17 protein-coding genes and 2 pseudogenes are annotated in these 16,121 nt (G+C 67.8%); 11 read left to right on the top strand and 8 right to left on the bottom strand.

What is annotated here, in order from left to right; genetic code table 11:
- Both B0W88_RS21245 and B0W88_RS21250 read left to right on the top strand, forming a co-directional pair.
- Nucleotides 1-113: pseudogene (locus B0W88_RS21245) on the top strand (ABC transporter ATP-binding protein); the annotation flags it as partial.
- A 2-nt stretch (nucleotides 114-115) separates the two neighbouring features.
- Nucleotides 116-841 carry an ABC transporter ATP-binding protein gene (locus B0W88_RS21250; RefSeq protein WP_077036630.1) on the top strand — a complete coding sequence of 242 codons (726 nt, stop codon included), beginning with the start codon at nucleotides 116-118 and terminating at the stop codon, nucleotides 839-841.
- An 11-nt stretch (nucleotides 842-852) separates the two neighbouring features.
- On the opposite strand, the gene B0W88_RS21255 is transcribed toward B0W88_RS21250, so the two are convergent.
- Nucleotides 853-1,617, bottom strand: coding sequence for a hypothetical protein (locus B0W88_RS21255; RefSeq protein ID WP_077036631.1), 765 nt, complete (start codon nucleotides 1,615-1,617; stop codon nucleotides 853-855).
- Nucleotides 1,618-1,746: 129 nt separating this feature from the next.
- On the opposite strand from B0W88_RS21255, the gene B0W88_RS21260 reads away from it, so the two are divergent.
- Nucleotides 1,747-2,232 carry a hypothetical protein gene (locus tag B0W88_RS21260; RefSeq protein WP_077036632.1) on the top strand — a complete coding sequence of 162 codons (486 nt, stop codon included), beginning with the start codon at nucleotides 1,747-1,749 and terminating at the stop codon, nucleotides 2,230-2,232.
- Nucleotides 2,233-2,241: 9 nt separating this feature from the next.
- Here the strand turns inward: B0W88_RS21260 and B0W88_RS21265 are convergent, their stop codons facing one another.
- Nucleotides 2,242-3,135 (bottom strand): LysR family transcriptional regulator, encoded by an 894-nt coding sequence (locus tag B0W88_RS21265; protein ID WP_077036633.1) that lies wholly within the window; start codon nucleotides 3,133-3,135, stop codon nucleotides 2,242-2,244.
- A gap of 106 nt (nucleotides 3,136-3,241) precedes the next feature.
- Here B0W88_RS21265 and B0W88_RS21270 point away from each other — a divergent pair, with 106 nt between their 5' ends.
- From B0W88_RS21270 to B0W88_RS21285, 4 genes are read left to right on the top strand one after another with little or no spacing between them, the layout of a single operon-like run.
- A complete protein-coding gene (locus tag B0W88_RS21270) occupies nucleotides 3,242-4,318 on the top strand; it encodes a BMP family ABC transporter substrate-binding protein (RefSeq protein ID WP_077036634.1) in 1,077 nt (358 codons plus the stop codon).
- Nucleotides 4,319-4,325: 7 nt separating this feature from the next.
- Entirely contained in the window at nucleotides 4,326-4,958 is a 633-nt protein-coding gene (locus B0W88_RS21275; protein ID WP_077036635.1) for a Rieske (2Fe-2S) protein, read from the top strand.
- Entirely contained in the window at nucleotides 4,955-5,812 is an 858-nt protein-coding gene (locus B0W88_RS21280; RefSeq protein ID WP_077036636.1) for an aromatic ring-hydroxylating dioxygenase subunit alpha, read from the top strand. Before B0W88_RS21275 ends, B0W88_RS21280 begins: the two co-directional genes overlap by 4 nt.
- Complete coding sequence (locus B0W88_RS21285; protein ID WP_077036637.1) at nucleotides 5,809-6,432, top strand: glutathione S-transferase family protein; 624 nt, start codon at nucleotides 5,809-5,811, stop codon at nucleotides 6,430-6,432. The genes B0W88_RS21280 and B0W88_RS21285 overlap by 4 nt, the downstream gene beginning before the upstream one ends.
- Before the next feature lie 3 nt (nucleotides 6,433-6,435).
- Here B0W88_RS21285 and B0W88_RS21290 read toward each other — a convergent pair whose 3' ends face one another.
- Nucleotides 6,436-7,647, bottom strand: a complete 1,212-nt coding sequence (locus tag B0W88_RS21290) for an MFS transporter (RefSeq protein ID WP_077036638.1) — start codon at nucleotides 7,645-7,647, stop codon at nucleotides 6,436-6,438.
- Nucleotides 7,648-7,720: 73 nt separating this feature from the next.
- On the opposite strand from B0W88_RS21290, the gene B0W88_RS21295 reads away from it, so the two are divergent.
- Nucleotides 7,721-8,515, top strand: a complete 795-nt coding sequence (locus B0W88_RS21295; RefSeq protein ID WP_198937897.1) for a helix-turn-helix transcriptional regulator — start codon at nucleotides 7,721-7,723, stop codon at nucleotides 8,513-8,515.
- Here B0W88_RS21295 and B0W88_RS21300 read toward each other — a convergent pair.
- Nucleotides 8,500-8,994, bottom strand: coding sequence for an acyl-CoA thioesterase (locus B0W88_RS21300; protein WP_077036640.1), 495 nt, complete (start codon nucleotides 8,992-8,994; stop codon nucleotides 8,500-8,502). The genes B0W88_RS21295 and B0W88_RS21300 overlap by 16 nt on opposite strands.
- Before the next feature lie 2 nt (nucleotides 8,995-8,996).
- Entirely contained in the window at nucleotides 8,997-10,256 is a 1,260-nt protein-coding gene (locus tag B0W88_RS21305; protein ID WP_077036647.1) for a glycerate kinase, read from the bottom strand.
- A gap of 142 nt (nucleotides 10,257-10,398) precedes the next feature.
- Between B0W88_RS21305 and B0W88_RS21310 the strand changes: the two genes are divergently transcribed.
- From B0W88_RS21310 to B0W88_RS21320, 3 genes are all read left to right on the top strand, one after another.
- The gene (locus tag B0W88_RS21310; protein WP_077036641.1) at nucleotides 10,399-11,847 is read left to right on the top strand and encodes an aldehyde dehydrogenase family protein; all 1,449 of its coding nucleotides are present in this window, start codon (nucleotides 10,399-10,401) and stop codon (nucleotides 11,845-11,847) included.
- A gap of 35 nt (nucleotides 11,848-11,882) precedes the next feature.
- Nucleotides 11,883-13,292 carry an ATP-dependent RNA helicase DbpA gene (dbpA, locus tag B0W88_RS21315; RefSeq protein ID WP_077036642.1) on the top strand — a complete coding sequence of 470 codons (1,410 nt, stop codon included), beginning with the start codon at nucleotides 11,883-11,885 and terminating at the stop codon, nucleotides 13,290-13,292.
- A gap of 185 nt (nucleotides 13,293-13,477) precedes the next feature.
- A complete protein-coding gene (locus B0W88_RS21320) occupies nucleotides 13,478-13,714 on the top strand; it encodes a hypothetical protein (RefSeq protein ID WP_077036643.1) in 237 nt (78 codons plus the stop codon).
- Nucleotides 13,715-13,729: 15 nt separating this feature from the next.
- On the opposite strand, the gene B0W88_RS21325 is transcribed toward B0W88_RS21320, so the two are convergent.
- The 3 genes and pseudogenes from B0W88_RS21325 to B0W88_RS33760 all read right to left on the bottom strand — a co-directional run.
- Nucleotides 13,730-15,514: a glutamine--tRNA ligase/YqeY domain fusion protein gene (locus B0W88_RS21325; protein ID WP_077036644.1), complete on the bottom strand. Its 1,785-nt coding sequence runs from the start codon at nucleotides 15,512-15,514 to the stop codon at nucleotides 13,730-13,732.
- Nucleotides 15,515-15,546: 32 nt separating this feature from the next.
- On the bottom strand, nucleotides 15,547-15,831 hold the full coding sequence (locus tag B0W88_RS21330) for a 2TM domain-containing protein (RefSeq protein WP_077036645.1): 285 nt from the start codon (nucleotides 15,829-15,831) through the stop codon (nucleotides 15,547-15,549).
- Between the two features lie 101 nt (nucleotides 15,832-15,932).
- Nucleotides 15,933-16,121 (bottom strand): annotated as a pseudogene (locus tag B0W88_RS33760) (hypothetical protein); the annotation flags it as partial.

Below are 16,121 nucleotides of genomic sequence, written 5' to 3' on the forward strand. Positions count from 1 at the left end.
AGCTCACCGTGCTGGACTACGGCAAGCCGATCGCGCAAGGCACGCCCTCGGAAGTGCAGGGCAACGAGAAGGTGATCGAGGCCTACCTCGGCGCAGGACACAAGGCGCACTGAACATGACAAACGCAAACAACATCCTGCTCGAAGTCAAGAACCTGAAGGTCGCGTACGGCGGCATCCAGGCGGTCAAGGGCGTCAGCTTCGAGGTGCGCCAGGGCGAGCTGGTGAGCCTGATCGGCGCCAACGGCGCCGGCAAGACGACCACGCTGAAGGCGGTCACCGGCATCCAGCCGGCGGCGGAAGGCGACATCCTCTACCTCGGCAAGCCGATCAAGGGCCAGGGCGCCTGGGACCTGGTCAAGCAGGGCCTGGTGATGGTGCCGGAAGGCCGCGGCACCTTTACGCGCATGACCATCACCGAGAACCTGCAGATGGGCGCCTACATCCGCAACGACAAGGCGCAGATCGCGGCCGACATCGATCGCATCTTCGGCATCTTCCCGCGCCTGAAGGAGCGCCGCGCCCAGCTGGCCGGCACGATGAGCGGCGGCGAGCAGCAGATGCTGGCGATGGGCCGCGCGCTGATGGCGCAGCCCAAGGTGCTGCTGCTGGACGAGCCCTCGATGGGCCTCTCGCCCATCATGGTGGACAAGATCTTCGAGGTGGTGAACGACATCCACCAGCAGGGCGTCACCGTGCTGCTGGTCGAGCAGAACGCCAGCCGCGCGCTGCAGCTGGCCAATCGCGGCTACGTGATGGAGAGCGGCGAAGTGACGATGACCGGCGAGGGCCAGGCCTTGCTCAACGATCCGAAGGTGAGGGCGGCCTACCTGGGCGAGTGAGGTTCCGGGGCTCAGGCCCCGGGCACGCACACCATCGCGATGCTGACCCAGACGCCGAAGCTGAAGTACGGCGTCAGCCACAGCGCATCGGCCTTCCATGCCGCCCAGCTGCCGCTGGGCACGCGGCGCTGCCAGGCGTCGCGCGCGCCCTGGTGCAGCGGCATGTAGGCGAGCCCGTGCGCGCGGCCGTGCTGGTAGCGGCGCCAGTACATCGGCACGTCCACGCGCAGCACATAGGCGACGAAGGAGATCGAGGCCAGGATGCCGAAGATCGCCAGGGCATGGATCCAGCCGCTGCTGTTGAGCGCGACGACGCCCAGCAGGATCGCGATCCACGAGAACCCCGCCGCCCAGAGCGAGGATTCGACGGCCTGGGTGATGTGGTTCAGGGTCAGCACGCTGTGCCAGCAGAAGCCCTGGGCCACGATCATGAACACCGGCACCGCCCACGCCGCCTTCTGCACCCAGGGCAGGCTGGCATGCACGCCCAGCTGATGCACCAGCAGCCCCAGCTGCAGCGCAAAGCAGATCTCGGCCACCGTGGCGGCGGTACGACCCAGGAAGATGCTGGACAGGTGCGTGTCCACGACCACCAGGCGCTCGAGGTCGACCCGCGGCAGCACCGAGCGGTAGGCGCACACCAGCACATAGACGCCCGAGAGGACCAGCTGCAGCTCGCCATGCGCACCGCTGACGGGGCCGAAGTTCAGCACGGCCAGCCACAGGAGGATGTTCGTCACGGCCAGCACGCGCAGGGCGCGCCACCAGGACAGCACCTTCGGCTCGAACTCGGCGATGCTTATCGGATCTTCATGACGAACTGATGACATATGGCGACGAGGGTAACCGCGACCCGATCGCCGAGGCAAGCGCTTCGCTCCGGTCGCCGTGTTACCTTCGACCGGATGAGTACCGATATTTCCGACAACGAATCCAGCATCATCCAGGAGCCCCGCCTGTGGCGCGACGAGCGCTGGACGGCCCAGGTCATCAAGAACGAAGACGACGAGGGCTGGGCCGTGGCCATGACCCTGGTCGGCGAGTCCGAGCCCGCCCTGGTCGGCCCCTGGACCATGGGGCGCGACAAGAAGAACCCCAAGCCGCTCGACGCCGCCGCCTTCCACACGCTGGTGAAGACCGCCTCCGAGGTGCTGCGCCGGCATGAGCAGCAGTTGCATGCGCAACTGCACAAGAGCCTCAAGCTGGACACCGAGGCGGGCCGCCTGCAGATCCTGCTGGACATCGTGCCCGACGAGGACAACCCCTATGCGCTGCTCAGCGCACGCAATGAGGACGGCGAGCAAGTGGCCCAGGTGCGCGTGGCCGCGAATTTCCGCTTGAGCGAGACCAGCGCCGCCGCCTGGGTGGCCAACGAGTTCCAGCGCCCGTAGCCGCCGCTCTTAGCGAGACCCGACATACATGTTGAAGGACTCGATGTCCGCCAGGCACTCCGCCATCAGGTCGACGAAGGCCCGCAGCTTGCGGCCCATGTAGCGCTGCCGCTGGTAGGCGCAGTAGATGCGGCGCTGCTCGGGCTTCCAGTCCGGCAGCACCGGCTGGAGGATCCGGCGCTTCACCTCGGGCCGGGCGAAGAAGTCCGGCAGCAGCGCGATGCCGAAGCCGTCGATGCAGAAGGTCTTCAGCGTCCAGTAGTCGTTGCTGAGGATGGCCGGCGTCGCGGCCAGGCCGGCGGGCGCGTCGCGGCTGATGATCATCTGGTGGCGCGCCAGCCCGGCCGGGCTGTCGGGCAGGCCGTGGCGGTCCAGGTAGACCGGGCTGGCGTAGAGCCCGTAGTCCAGCCGGCCCAGCGGCTTGGCGATCAGGTTGGGCAGGTCGGGCGGCTGTTCGCACACATAACAATCTACTTGAGCGGCATCCGGTGCGTGCTGCTGACCGGCCACGTCGAGCTGGCAATGCAGCTTCGGGTGCTGCTCAAGGAACAGCCGCGTCACGTGGCAGACGAAGGTGGTGCTGAACTGCGGGTCGGACAGCACGCGCAGCGTGCCGGCGGTGCCGGCGTGCAACTGCTGCACTTCGGTGTGGGCCGCCTCCAGCCGGCCGCTGACCTCGGCCAGCAGCGTCTCGCAGTGGGCGTGGAAGGCGCGGCCGGCCTCGGTCAGCTGCAGCTTGCGGGTGGTGCGGCTCAGCAACTGCGCGCCCAGTTGCTGCTCCAGCTTCACCAGTGCACGGCTCAGCGTCGCCTTGGACTGGCCGCTCTGCGCCTCGGCCTGCGTGAGGCTGCCGCTCCGCACGATCAGGTGGAAGGCTTCGACGAGCTTGAGGTCGATGGGCATGGGTCGCGATTGTTTCAGAAATGGAACGGAGCATTTCAGCCGGCCACTTACGCCGGCGCGGGCGTCTCGCTATCGTTTCGCCTTTGGCTTTCTGGAGTGGCTGCAAATGCGTCGGTTCATCATCAAGGCGGCGGCTCTCGCATTCGCATGCGGCGCCGGTTTCACGGCGGTGCAGGCGGCCGAGCCGATGAAGATCGGCTTCGTCTATCTCGGCCCGGTCGGCGATACCGGCTGGACCTACCAGAACGACCTCGGCCGCAAGGAAATGGAAGCGAAGCTGGGCGGCAAGGTGCAGGTGCGCGCGGTGCCCAACGTCAACGCCGGCCCCGATGCCGAGCGCGTTATCCGCGAGCTCTCCAACGACGGCAGCAAGCTGGTCTTCGCCGTGTCCTTCGGCTTCATGCAGCCGGCGATGAAGGTCGCGGCCGACAACCCGGAGAAGTTCTACTCCACCGCCAGCGGCTACCTCACCGCGCCCAATGTCGGCGGCTATAACGCCAAGTGGCACGAGGGCGGCTACCTCGCCGGCATCGTCGCGGCCAGGACGACGAAGAGCAAGGTGCTCGGCTTCGTCGGCGCGCTGCCGGTGCCCGACGTGGTCTGGGACCTGAACGCCTTCACGCTGGGTGCGCGCAGCGTCGATCCGAAGATCCAGGTCCGCACCGTCTTCGTCAACTCCTGGTACGACCCGACCCGCGAGCGCGAGGCCGCGCTGACGCTGATCAACGCCGGCGCCGACGTCGTCACGCACTTCACCGACACACCCGCCGTCGTCACCGCCGCCGAGGAGCGCGGCGTGGCCAGCATCTCCTTCCATTCGGACATGCGCAAGTACGCGCCGAAGCACTACCTGACCGGCATCACCCACCACTGGGGCGACTACTACACACAGGTGGCGCAGCAGGTGATGGCCGGCACCTGGAAGGGCCAGCTCTACTTCGGCGGCCTGAAGGAAGGCACGATCCAGATGGCGCCCTTCGGCCCGAGCGTGCCGAAGGCGGTGCAGGAGCTGATGCTGGCGAAGCAGAAGGACATCGTCAGCGGCAAGCTGAAGGTGTTCGCCGGGCCGATCAAGGACCAGCATGGCGTCGTCCGCGTCGCGGCGGGTGCGAGCTATCCCGACGCCGATCTCGGCAAGATGGACTGGTTCGTCGAGGGCGTCGTCGGCGGCCCGACGCATTGAGCGAGCGATGAGCTGGCATCCTGTCCTGCCCTCGCAGGCGATTCGCGCCGCGAACGACATCGTCGCTGGCTTCCTGCACGGCGAGGAACTCGCGCTATGGCGCTCGGTCGACGGTGTCGCCCAGGCCTGGGAGAACCGCTGCCCGCACCGCGGCACGCGGCTGACGCTGGGCCGCATCCTCGATGGCAAGCTCTCCTGCGCCTATCACGGCTGGGAGTTCGAGGCCGACAGCGCGGCGTGCAGCCGCATTCCCGCGCAGCCCGATGCGGCCGTGCCCCAGGGCGTCTGCGTGAAGACCTGGCGGGCTGCGGAGGTGCAGGGCATGGTGTGGGTGTCCTCGCGGGCGATCGAGACGGCGGCGCCGGTGCTGGCCGAGCGCGAGGAGCAGCAGTTCTGCCGTTCGCTGTCGGTGCGTGTCACGGGCGAGGCCGGGAGGCCGCGCCTGCTGGCCCAGGGCTTTGTCGCGGCTGAGCCTGGCGTCTGGCGGGGTGTGCTCGCCGATGTGCCGGTCCTGATCTATCTGAACGAGGCCAGGGCCGACTGGTCCATGCTGCACCTGTTCACGCGCCGCGCCGACGATGTGGCCGCCGTGGTCAAGGCCTCGCGCCGCCTGCGCGGGACGATGGAGGAGGGCGCATGAGTTTCAACACCACCGACCCGAACATGCTGGCCGACTGGCTGACCGTCGGCCCCGCCTCGCGCCTGGCCCGCGGCGCCCATGAGACGACACTGCTCGGCAGCCGCGTGCGCCTGTGGCGTGACGAGGCCGGCAGGGTGCAGGCAGGCGCCGCCGATGGCCGCATGCTTCGCGCCCAGGAACGCTACGGTTACTTGTGGGTCTGCCCCGGCGAGACCGCCGAGCCCAAGCCGCTGTTCGCCTTCCCCGAGTTCGACGAGCCCGGCCGCCGCATCGTCGACTGCGACGGCATCGGCGTGAAGGTCTCGGGCCTGCGCATGGTCGAGAACTTCCTCGACATGGCGCACTTTCCCTACGTCCATTCGCACTTCCTCGGCGAGGTGCCGCATACCGAGGTGGCGCCGTACAAGGTCAGCATCGACGAGGAAGCCGACGAGATCTGGGCCACCGAGTGCCGCTTCTACCAGCCGCGCACCTCCGGGGCGGCCACCGAGGGCGTGGAGGCGCAGTACCGCTACCGCGTGATGCAGCCGCTGACGGCGATGCTCTACAAGACCTCGGTGCCGCGGCCCGGCGCGCAGGATGCGATCGGCCTGTTCGTGCAGCCGGTCGACGAGGAGCACATCATTGCCTACTGCCTGCTCGCCTATTTCGACGACGAGTTGAGCGATACCGACCTGATCGGCTTCCAGCACACGATCTTCGGCCAGGACAAGCCGATCCTCGAGAACCAGAGACCTAAGAAGATGCCCTTGGTGGCCGGCTACGAGACGCCCACGCGCTGCGATGCGATGTCCGGCGCCTACCGCCGCTGGCTGAAGAAGCGCGGCATGACCTACGGGGCGATCAACGCATGATCAAGCTGTACGACTACGAACTCTCCGGCAACTGCTGGAAGGTGCGCTACCTGCTGAATGCACTGGGGCAACCGTTCGAGAAGCACGCGATCAACTTCCATCCGGGCCGCGAGCACAAGGCCGCGTGGTTCATCGACGAGGTGAACCCGCTGGGCCAGATCCCGGTGCTGCAGGACGGTGAGCTTCTGCTGCGCGATGCCCAGGCGATCCTGGTGTATCTCGCCAGCGCCTACGACCGCGGCGAGCGCTGGTATCCGGCCGGCGCGCGGGTCCGTGGAGAGATCCAGTTATGGCTGGGCGTGGCGGAGGACATCACCCGCAGCGCCTCGGCGGCGCGTCTGCATGACGGCTTCGGCTTTGCCCAGATCGACGTCGACGCGGCGCGCCGGGCTGCGCACGCACTGTTCCGTCAACTCGATGACCACCTTGCCGGCCATCGGTGGCTCGCCTCGACCGAGCAGTCCACGATCGCGGACCTGGCCTGCTTCCCCTACGCGGCGCTGGCGCCTGAGGGCGGCATCCCGCTGGACGAATACCCGGCGCTGCGCCGCTGGGTCTGGGACTTCCGCCACCAGCCCGAATTCATCGGCATGCCCGGGATCCTTGCCCCGGGCCTGTGACGATCAGGCGGCTTTCTTCCTGATCGTCGGCAGCAGCGCCGCCGCGATGCCCAGCAGCGGCAGCCAGGCGATCGTCTCGTAGACGAAGTCGATGCTGGTGCGGTCGGCCACCAGGCCCAGCACCGCGGCGCCCAGGCCGCCCATGCCGAAGGCGAAGCCGAAGAACAGGCCCGAGACCATGCCCACCTTGCCCGGGATGAGTTCCTGCGCGTAGACCAGGATGGCCGAGAAGGCCGAGGACAGGATCAGGCCGATCGCGATCGTCAGCGCCGTGCTCCAGAACAGGTCGGCATGCGGCAGCATCAGCGCCAGCGGCGCGACACCGAGGATCGAGAACCAGATGACCGGCTTGCGGCCGATGCGGTCGCCGATCGGGCCGCCCGCCAGCGTGCCCAGCGCCGAGGCGAACAGGAAGATGAACAGGTGCATCTGCGCGCTCTGCACCGACACGTGGAACTTCTCCATCACGTAGAAGGTGTAGAAGCTCGACAGGCCGGCGATGTAGAAGTACTTCGAGAAGATCAGCAGCAGCAGCACGCCGACGACGAAGGCCGTCTTGCCGGGCGGCAGCGGCGCCTTGGCGGCCGGCTTGGCCGGCTTGCCCTTGGCGGCCAGGTGCTGGTGCGCATACCAGCGGCTCACCTGGCTCAAGAGCGAGATGCCCACCAGCGCCACCAGCGCAAACCACGCGACGCTGCGCTGGCCGAAGGGCTCGATCACCAGCGCGGCTACCAGCGGGCCCAAAGCGCTGCCGGTATTGCCGCCGACCTGGAACAGCGATTGCGCCAGGCCGTGGCGCCCGCCCGAGGCCATCCGCGCCACGCGCGACGATTCCGGATGGAAGACCGAGGAGCCGGTGCCGACAAACGCGGCAGCCAGCAGCACCGTGCCGTAGTTCGGCGCAAAGGCCAGCAGCAGCAGGCCGCACAGCGTGAAGCCCATGCCGATCGGCAGCGAGTAGGGCGTCGGCTTCCTGTCGGTGTACAGGCCGATCAGCGGCTGCAGCAGCGAGGCGGTGAGCTGGTAGGTCAGCGTGATCAGGCCGACCTGGGTGAAGCTCAGCGAGAAGGTGCCCTTCAGGATCGGATACATCGCCAGGATCAGCGACTGCATCATGTCGTTGATCATGTGCGAGGCGCTGATGAAGCCGATGACGCGGAAGGCGGTGCGGTTCGGCGCACCGCTGGTGGGGAGGGAGGCGGGGATGGCGGACATGGTGCGTGGAGGATAAGGGTTAGTATTTATGTCCGTCTCGCGCCATCCGGGCGACAACAATCGCCAAAAGGACATGTCTTACCCCGTTCCCTCGCTTCCCGAACGCCTGCTGGACATCGACGCCACGACGCTGCCCGTCTTCGGCAAGGCCACCGACTACCCGCGCGGCCATCGGGTCGCCCGCCACTCGCACAACAAGGGTCAGCTGATCTACGCCGTCAGCGGCGTGATGGTGGTGACCTCGGACGAAGGGCAGTGGGTGGTGCCGCCGACCCGCGCGATCTGGATGCCGACCGGCTTTGTCCACGGCATCCGCTGTGTCGGTGACCTGCAGATGCGCAGCCTCTACGTGCGGCCCGATGTGGCGCCGCAGTTGCCGAGCGAGCCGCAGGCGGTGGGCGTCTCGAGCCTGCTGCGCGAGTTGATCCTCGCGGCGATGAAGCTCGGCGGGGACTATGCGCCCGACTCGCGCGACGGACGCCTCGCCGCACTGATCCTCGACGAACTGCAGGCCCTGCCGGTGCTCCCGCTGCACCTGCCGCAGCCCAGCGACGCGCGGCTGCAGCGGATCTGCGAGCGGCTTCAGCAGCAGCCCGACGACCCGGCCACGCTGGAGCAATGGGCGCAGGAGCTCTCGGTCGACGTGAAGACGCTGCAGCGCCGCTTTGCAAAGGAGACCGGCATGACCTTCGGCCAGTGGCGCCAGCAGTCGCGGCTGCTGCACGGGCTGGAACTGCTGGCCGGCGGCGAGAAGATCATCAGCGTCGCGCTGGCACTGGGCTATGCGAGCCCGAGCGCGTTTGCCACGATGTTCAAGCGCCAGTTCGGGCAGACACCCAGCGAGTTCTTTGTTCAGTCCGCGGTCTGACCCATGCGGCGGGACGCATCCAGCCGCTGCGCGAACTCCTGCCGCAGCTGCTTTCTCACCAGCGCCGCGGCATAACGCCGTTCTTCATCGGCGCCCTCCGGCACCAGCCTGGGCACCGGCACCGGCTTGCGCTCGTCGTCCACCGCCACCATCGTGAAGAAGCAGCTGTTGGCATGGCGGACTTCCTGGGTGCGGATGTTCTCGGTCTGCACCTTGATGCCGACCTCCATCGACGAGGTGCCGGTGTAGTTGATCGCGGCCTTGAAGCTGACCAGTTCGCCGACGTGGATCGGCTGGCGGAACATCACCTGGTCGACCGACAGCGTCACCACGTAGCGACCGGCATAGCGGCTGGCGCAGGCATAGGCCACCTGGTCGAGGAACTTCAGGATCGTGCCGCCGTGGACATTGCCGGCGAAGTTCGCCATGTCGGGCGTCATCAGCACGGTCATCTCGAGTCGATGCTTGGGGGAGTCCATGGTCACTCGATGTAGATGGCGCGGAAGTCGTTGACGTTGGTCAGGGTCGGGCCGGTGATGATCGAGTCGCCGAGCGACTGGAAGAAGCCGTGGCCGTCGTTGTTGTCGAGGCTGGCGCGCGGATTGATGCCCTTGGCCCAGGCGCGTTCCAGCGTGTCGGGCGTGCAGATCGCGCCGGCGATCTCCTCGGCGCCGTCGACGCCGTCGGTGTCGCCGGCGGCGCCGTAGACGCCCTTGAGGCCGTTCAGCGCCACGGCCAGGCTCAGCAGGAACTCGACGTTACGTCCGCCGCGGCCGGTGCCCTTCAGCGTCACCGTGGTCTCGCCGCCGGACAGCAGCACGCAGGGGCGCTTGAAGGGCTGTTCGTGCACGATCACCTGCCGGGCGATGCCGGCCATCGCCAGGCCCAGGTCGCGCGCCTCACCTTCGAGGCTGTCGCCGAGGATGTAGGGCGTGATGCCGGCGTCCAGCGCCACCTGCGCGGCAGCGACCAGCGCCATCTGCGGGGCCGTGATCATGCGGGTCTCGGCGCGCGCCAGGCGTGGGTCGTCGGGCTTGACGGTCTCGCCTTCGCCGCTTTCCAGCCGTGCGCGCACGGCGCCCGGGATCGCGATGCCATAGCGGTCGATGATGGCGAGCGCGTCGGCGCAAGTGCTGGGGTCGCCCACCGTCGGGCCGGAGGCGATGTCGACCGGATCATCGCCCGGTACGTCCGAGATCAGCAGCGTCACCAGCCGCGCCGGATGGCAGGCGGCAGCGAGGCGCCCGCCCTTGATGTCGGACAGGTGCCGGCGCACGCAGTTCATCTCGGAGATCGTCGCGCCGCTGGCCAGCAGCGCCTTGTTGACGGCCTGCTTGTCGGCCAGGGTCAGGCCTTGCGCCGGCGCCACCAGCAGCGAGGAGCCGCCGCCGGAGATCAGCGCGATGACCAGGTCGTCTTCGGTCAGGCCGCTGACCTTGTCGAACAGGCGCTTCGAGGCCTGTTCGCTGGCCGCATCGGGCACCGGGTGGGCGGCCTGGATGATCTCGATCCGCTCGCAAGGGACTTCGTAGCCATAACGCGTTACGACGACGCCATCGATGGCACCCGGCCAGTGCTTCTCCATCGCCTGCGCCATCGCGGCCGATGCCTTGCCGGCGCCGATCACGACGGTCTTCCCCTTGGGCGGCTGCGGCAGGTGCGCGGGCAGGCACAGGGCCGGCTGGGCAGCCGCGACGGCGGCATCGAACATCGAGCGGAGCAGGGCGCGGGGATCGGTCATGACGGATGGCTTCTCTTCGAGCAGGGCGGCGTGCGCACGAACCATAACAGCGGATGCGCAAGCCATTCTTCGTCAGAATCGAAGTAAGCTCACGCGGTTTCAGTATTCAATCTCACTTTTCACATTGCAGGAGTGCCCGTCCATGTCCGCCTCGCAACAGCGCTTCGACAACTACATCAACGGCGAATGGGTGCCCGGCGCCAGCTACGCACCGAACATCAACCCCTCGGACCTCAGCGACGTGCTGGGCGAGTACGCCCAGGCTGACGCCGCCCAGGTCGAGGCCGCCGTGCAGGCCGCCCGCGCCGCCTTCCCGAAGTGGAGCACCGGCGGCATCCAGGCCCGCGCCGACGCGCTCGACAAGATCGGCACCGAGATCCTGGCCCGCCGCGACGAACTCGGCCGCCTGCTGGCCCGTGAAGAAGGCAAGGTGCTGCCCGAGGCGATCGGCGAGGTGGTGCGCGCCGGCAACATCTTCAAGTTCTTCGCCGGTGAATGCCTGCGCCTGGCCGGCGAGATCCTGCCCTCGGTGCGGCCTGGCATCGGCGTGGAAGTGACGCGCGAGCCGATCGGCGTCGTCGGCATGATCACGCCCTGGAACTTCCCGATCGCGATCCCGAGCTGGAAGATCGCGCCGGCGCTGGCCTACGGCTGCTGCGTCGTGCTGAAGCCGGCCGACCTGGTGCCGGGTTGCGCCTGGGCGCTGGCCGACATCATCTCCCGCTCGGGCATCCCGGCCGGCGTGTTCAACCTGGTGATGGGCCGCGGCAGCCTGGTCGGCAACGCGATCGTCACGAACCCGCAGGTGGATGCGATCAGCTTCACCGGCTCGGTCGGCGTGGGCCGCCAGATCGCCCAGACGGCGGTGGCCTCCGGCAAGAAGGTGCAGCTCGAAATGGGCGGCAAGAACCCGCAGGTGGTGCTGGACGACGCCGACCTGAACGCGGCGGTGGAGCTCTGCGCCAACAGCGGCTTCTTCTCGACCGGCCAGCGCTGCACCGCGTCGAGCCGCCTGATCGTCACCGAAGGCATCCACGACGCCTTCGTCGCCGCACTGGCCGAGCGTACGAGGAAACTGAAGGTCGGCGCCGCGCTGGCCGCGGGCACGGACATCGGCCCGGTCGTCTCGCAGGCGCAGCTGGACCAGGACATGAGCTATGTGACGATCGGCCAGGAAGAGGGCGGCCGCGTTCTCGCCGGTGGGTCGCTGGTCGAATACGAAACGAAGGGCTTCTTCATGGCCCCGACGCTGCTGACCGAGACGACCGCCGCGATGCGCATCAACCGCGAGGAAGTCTTCGGCCCGGTGGTCAGCGTGATCCGCGTGAAGGACTACGACGAAGCGCTGGCGATGGCCAACGACACGCCGTTCGGCCTGTCGGCCGGCATCGCCACCACCTCGCTCAAGTACGCCACGCACTTCAAGCGCCATGTGCAGGCCGGCATGGTGATGGTCAACCTGCCGACGGCGGGCGTGGACTATCACGTGCCCTTCGGCGGCCGCAAGGGATCGTCCTACGGCTCGCGGGAGCAGGGCCGGTACGCGGCCGAGTTCTTCACGACGGTGAAGACGAGCTATACGCTGGCATAAACGGTTACTTGTGGAGGCCCTGGGATAATCCCTAGATGAGCGCCTCCACAGATCGTCCGTTTTCGACCCTTCCTCTCTCCGCGCCGATGCTGGCCAACCTGGCCCAGCTCGGCTACGAGCAGATGACGGCCATCCAGGCCGCCAGCCTGCCGCCGGCCCTGGCCGGCCAGGACCTGATCGCCCAGGCGCAGACCGGCAGCGGCAAGACGGCGGCCTTCGCCATCGCGCTGCTGCACCGTCTCGACGCGGCCGATTCGCGCACGCAGTCGCTGGTGCTGTGCCCCACGCGCGAACTGGCCGAGCAGGTCACGCAGGAGATCCGTCGCCTCGCCCGCGCGGCCGACAACATCAAGGTGCTGACCCTCTGCGGCGGCAGCCCGATGAAGCCGCAGATGGAGAGCCTGGCCTTCGGCGCCCACATCGCCGTGGGCACGCCCGGCCGGGTAATGGACCATCTGGAGCGCGGCAGCCTCGATCTCTCCGCGCTGAACACGCTGGTGCTCGACGAAGCCGACCGCATGCTCGACATGGGTTTCTTCGACGACATGGTGGCGGTGGTCAAGCGCACGCCGAAGAGCCGCCAGACCCTGCTGTTCTCCGCCACCTACCCGGAAGACATCGACAAGCTCGCGCAGCAGTTCCTGCGCGATCCGAAGCGCGTGGAGGTGGCGAGCGCCGCGCCGGCGCAGATCCGCCAGTTCGCCTACGAGGTGGCCGAGGAACAGCGCCTGCATGCGGTGTCCACGCTGCTGAACCACTACCGCCCGGCCAGCACGATCGCCTTCTGCAACACCAAGCGCCAGTGCGACGACCTGGTGGACGTGCTCAACGCGCAAGGCTTTGTTGCGATGGCGCTGCACGGCGACCTGGAGCAGCGCGACCGCGACCAGGTGCTGATCCAGTTCGCCAACCGCTCCTGCTCGGTGCTGGTGGCCACCGATGTGGCCGCGCGCGGCCTGGACGTTGCGCAGCTCGAATGCGTCATCAACGTGGAGGTGACGCCGGACACCGAGGTGCACACCCACCGCATCGGCCGCACCGGCCGCGCCGGCGCCGAGGGGCTTGCGCTGACGCTGGCCAGCCTGGACGAGATGGGCCGCATCGGCCGCATCGAGCAGATGCAGGGGCGTGAGACGACATGGGGCAAGCTGGACGAACTGCAGCCCGCGGCCGGCGGCCCGCTGCAGCCCGCGATGGACACGCTGCAGATCCTTGGCGGCCGCAAGGACAAGATCCGCCCCGGCGACATCCTCGGCGCGCTGACCGGCGAGGCGGGCTTCACCGCCGCGCAGATCGGCAAGATCAACGTGACCGATTTCCACAGCTATGTGGCGGTGGAGCGCGGCATCGCTCGCGAGGCGGTGAAGCGGCTTTCCAATGGCAAGCTCAAGGGCCGCAAGGTCAAGGTGCGGCGCATGGCGGACCTGGCTTCGTCCGCTGCGTGATGGATGTCACGTCAACGGTCAGTCGGTACAAGACGTTAGACGCGCACTATTCCGCGATCCCCGTGTCCACGGGGGGAAGCCCCTAACTGTGGGTAGTTTCCGCGACGTTTGCACGCATCATCGGAACGAACGCGTCCTAAATTGAAGGTACCGGGCCAGCAAGGCCGGATGCAGGAGCAGTCGCCATGAATGCCATCGCCATCGGTGTCCCAGTCAGCAGCAAGCAGCAGCGCCAGCCTTCCAGGTTCGAACTGCGCTTCCAGTCGCTGTTCCACAGCGGCAAGGCGCTGATCTTCCCCTGCGATGAACACGGGTCCGTGTTCCTGGATCTGCTCAGCGAGAAGGCGCGAGCCAACTATCTGTTCGCCCGCGCCGTCGTCGGCCACGAGTACGCCAATCCGGTCGTCCTCGCGTCCGACTGAATCAGCTGCATCGTTTTATTTAGCCCAATTGCTGTCGCGCAGGCCCGTGATCTTGTTGAAGACCGGCTTGTCCGCGCGATGGTCCACCCGATCCGTCACGAAGTAACCGTGGCGTTCGAACTGGAAAGCGGTAGACGCTGCCACGTTCGCCAGTGAGGGCTCCAGCCAGGCCTGGACGACCTTCAAGCTGCCCGGGTTCAGCACCTCCAGGAAATCCCGCCCGCCCGCATCGGGCTGCGCCTCGGTGAAGAGGCGGTCGTACAGACGCACCTCGGCCGCGACGGCATCCTGCACACCGACCCAGGTGATCACGCCCTTGACCTTGATCGCATCGGCGCCCGGCGTGCCGCTCTTGGTGTCGGGCACGATGGTCGCCAGCACGGCGGTGATGTTGCCTTCGGCATCCTTCTCGCAGCCGGTGCACTCGACCACATAGCCGTACTTCAGGCGCGTCTTGTTGCCCGGGAACAGGCGCTGCCAGCCCTTGACCGGCACTTCCAGGAAGTCATCCCGCTCGATCCAGACTTCGGAACCCATGCGGATCTCGCGCGTGCCCAGCTCGGGCAGGTGCGGGTGGGCCGGGGCGGTGGTCGTCTCGACGTGGTCGGCGCTGCCGAACAGCTCGGTCCAGTTGGTGAACTTCAGCTTGACCGGGTCCAGCACCGCACAGGCGCGGGCGGCCTTGCCTTCGAGGTCGGCGCGCAGGTAGCCGTCGAGCACCGAGTAGTCGATCCAAGAGTTGCTCTTGGTGACGCCGCTGGAGTCCACCATCGCGCGGATGCTCTCGGGCGTGTAGCCGCGGCGGCGCATGCCGACGAGCGTGGGCATGCGCGGGTCGTCCCAGCCGCTGACGTGCTTCTCCTCCACCAGCTGGCGCAGCTTGCGCTTGCTGGTGACGACGTAGCTGAGGTTCATCCGCCCGAACTCGTACTGCTTGGGCAGCGGGTGCGCCAGCAGGCCACCGGCCGCGAGTGATTCCAGCAGCCAGTCGTAGAACGGACGCTGGTCCTCGAACTCCAGCGTGCAGACGCTGTGGGTGATCCGCTCCAGCGCGTCCTCGATCGGATGGGCGTAGGTGTACATCGGGTAGATGCACCACTTGTCGCCGGTGTTGTGGTGGGTGGCGCGGCGGATGCGGTAGAGCGTCGGGTCGCGCAGGTTGATGTTGGGCGAGGCCATGTCGATCTTGGCGCGCAGGACCATCGCGCCGTCGGCATGCTTGCCGTCGCGCATCTCGCGGAAGCGGGCGAGGTTCTCCTCGGGCGTGCGGGCGCGGAAGGGGCTGTCGGTGCCCGGCGTGGCGAAGTCGCCGCGGTTCGCGCGCATTTCCTCGGGCGTCTGCTCGTCCACGTAGGCGAGGCCGGCGCTGATCAGGTATTCGGCCGCCCGGTACATGAAGTCGAAGTAGTTGCTGGCGAAGAACAGGTGGGAGGTGCCGTTGGCGTCCCAGCTCCAGCCCAGCCAGTGGACCATCTCCTCGATGGCGTCCACGTACTCCTGCTCTTCCTTCTCCGGGTTGGTGTCGTCGAAGCGCAGGTGGCAGACGCCGCCGTAGTCGCGCGCCAGGCCGAAGTTCAGGCAGATGCTCTTGGCGTGTCCGACGTGCAGGTAGCCGTTCGGCTCGGGCGGGAAGCGCAGCCGCACGCGCGCCGGGTCGGGCTGGCCCGCCTGGTGGTGGGCGGCGTCGCCGGGCGTGCCGGCGAAGTTGCGACCGGCGTTGGTGCCGGCCTCCAGGTCGCCTTCGATGATGTGGCGAAGGAAGTTGCTGGGTTTGACGCTGTCGTCGGGCGCGTGGGACATCGGGTGCTGAATGTGTCAGTGTGTTTGCGCGATTATCTCCGCCGCAGCCGCTCGACTTCCCGGTCCACCATCGTCTCGCGCAGGTCGGTCAGCGAGAGCCAGGTCACCAGGCCGTGGATCGCCAGCCCCAGGCCCCAGCCCAGCAGCGGGAACTGGTGCCAGCGGATGCCGTGGCCGTCGATGCTGGCGGTCCAGAGGTTGACGGCGTAGAGGCCGGCATTGACCAGGACGTAGACCAGCAGGTGGATGTAGAAGCCCGTCTTGCGGGCGACGCGGCGGCGGGCGATGCGTTGGATGTCGTCGTCTTCGGTTCTCATGGCGGGCTCCGTGGGTGGGGAATGGAGCCATTGTGAAAACGCGAGCCTGGCCCGCCCATCACGATGCGACGAGCCGCCGCGCGGCGGCGCGAACGGCAGCCTCAGTGCGCGAGCCGCTGCGCGCAGCCATCCCAGGCGGCCACCGCCAGCAGCACCACGACGATGCCGGCGCACAGCGCCAGCAGGCTCCAGCCCAGCGCGGCAGCGACAAACGCCACCGCGGCCAGCCCCAGCACGCCCGCCACGTGTGAGGCCGGCACACGGCCGTAGACCACGCGCCGGAACAAGGC

Origin of the sequence: Pelomonas sp. KK5 (assembly GCF_001984095.1) — a bacterium.
Classification (GTDB): domain Bacteria; phylum Pseudomonadota; class Gammaproteobacteria; order Burkholderiales; family Burkholderiaceae_C; genus KK5.

Excerpts from the sequence above, each read along its gene's own strand:
- B0W88_RS21320 (WP_077036643.1), top strand. The coding sequence starts at position 13,478 with ATGAATGCCATCGCCATCGGTGTCCCAGTCAGCAGCAAGCAGCAGCGC.
- B0W88_RS21260 (WP_077036632.1), top strand. The coding sequence starts at position 1,747 with ATGAGTACCGATATTTCCGACAACGAATCCAGCATCATCCAGGAGCCC.
- B0W88_RS21285 (WP_077036637.1), top strand. The coding sequence starts at position 5,809 with ATGATCAAGCTGTACGACTACGAACTCTCCGGCAACTGCTGGAAGGTG.
- B0W88_RS21325 (WP_077036644.1), bottom strand. The coding sequence starts at position 15,514 with ATGTCCCACGCGCCCGACGACAGCGTCAAACCCAGCAACTTCCTTCGC.
- B0W88_RS21275 (WP_077036635.1), top strand. The coding sequence starts at position 4,326 with ATGAGCTGGCATCCTGTCCTGCCCTCGCAGGCGATTCGCGCCGCGAAC.
- B0W88_RS21330 (WP_077036645.1), bottom strand. The coding sequence starts at position 15,831 with ATGAGAACCGAAGACGACGACATCCAACGCATCGCCCGCCGCCGCGTC.
- B0W88_RS21270 (WP_077036634.1), top strand. The coding sequence starts at position 3,242 with ATGCGTCGGTTCATCATCAAGGCGGCGGCTCTCGCATTCGCATGCGGC.
- B0W88_RS21295 (WP_198937897.1), top strand. The coding sequence starts at position 7,721 with ATGTCTTACCCCGTTCCCTCGCTTCCCGAACGCCTGCTGGACATCGAC.
- dbpA (WP_077036642.1), top strand. The coding sequence starts at position 11,883 with ATGAGCGCCTCCACAGATCGTCCGTTTTCGACCCTTCCTCTCTCCGCG.
- B0W88_RS21300 (WP_077036640.1), bottom strand. The coding sequence starts at position 8,994 with ATGGACTCCCCCAAGCATCGACTCGAGATGACCGTGCTGATGACGCCC.
- B0W88_RS21265 (WP_077036633.1), bottom strand. The coding sequence starts at position 3,135 with ATGCCCATCGACCTCAAGCTCGTCGAAGCCTTCCACCTGATCGTGCGG.
- B0W88_RS21290 (WP_077036638.1), bottom strand. The coding sequence starts at position 7,647 with ATGTCCGCCATCCCCGCCTCCCTCCCCACCAGCGGTGCGCCGAACCGC.
- B0W88_RS21250 (WP_077036630.1), top strand. The coding sequence starts at position 116 with ATGACAAACGCAAACAACATCCTGCTCGAAGTCAAGAACCTGAAGGTC.
- B0W88_RS21305 (WP_077036647.1), bottom strand. The coding sequence starts at position 10,256 with ATGACCGATCCCCGCGCCCTGCTCCGCTCGATGTTCGATGCCGCCGTC.
- B0W88_RS21280 (WP_077036636.1), top strand. The coding sequence starts at position 4,955 with ATGAGTTTCAACACCACCGACCCGAACATGCTGGCCGACTGGCTGACC.
- B0W88_RS21310 (WP_077036641.1), top strand. The coding sequence starts at position 10,399 with ATGTCCGCCTCGCAACAGCGCTTCGACAACTACATCAACGGCGAATGG.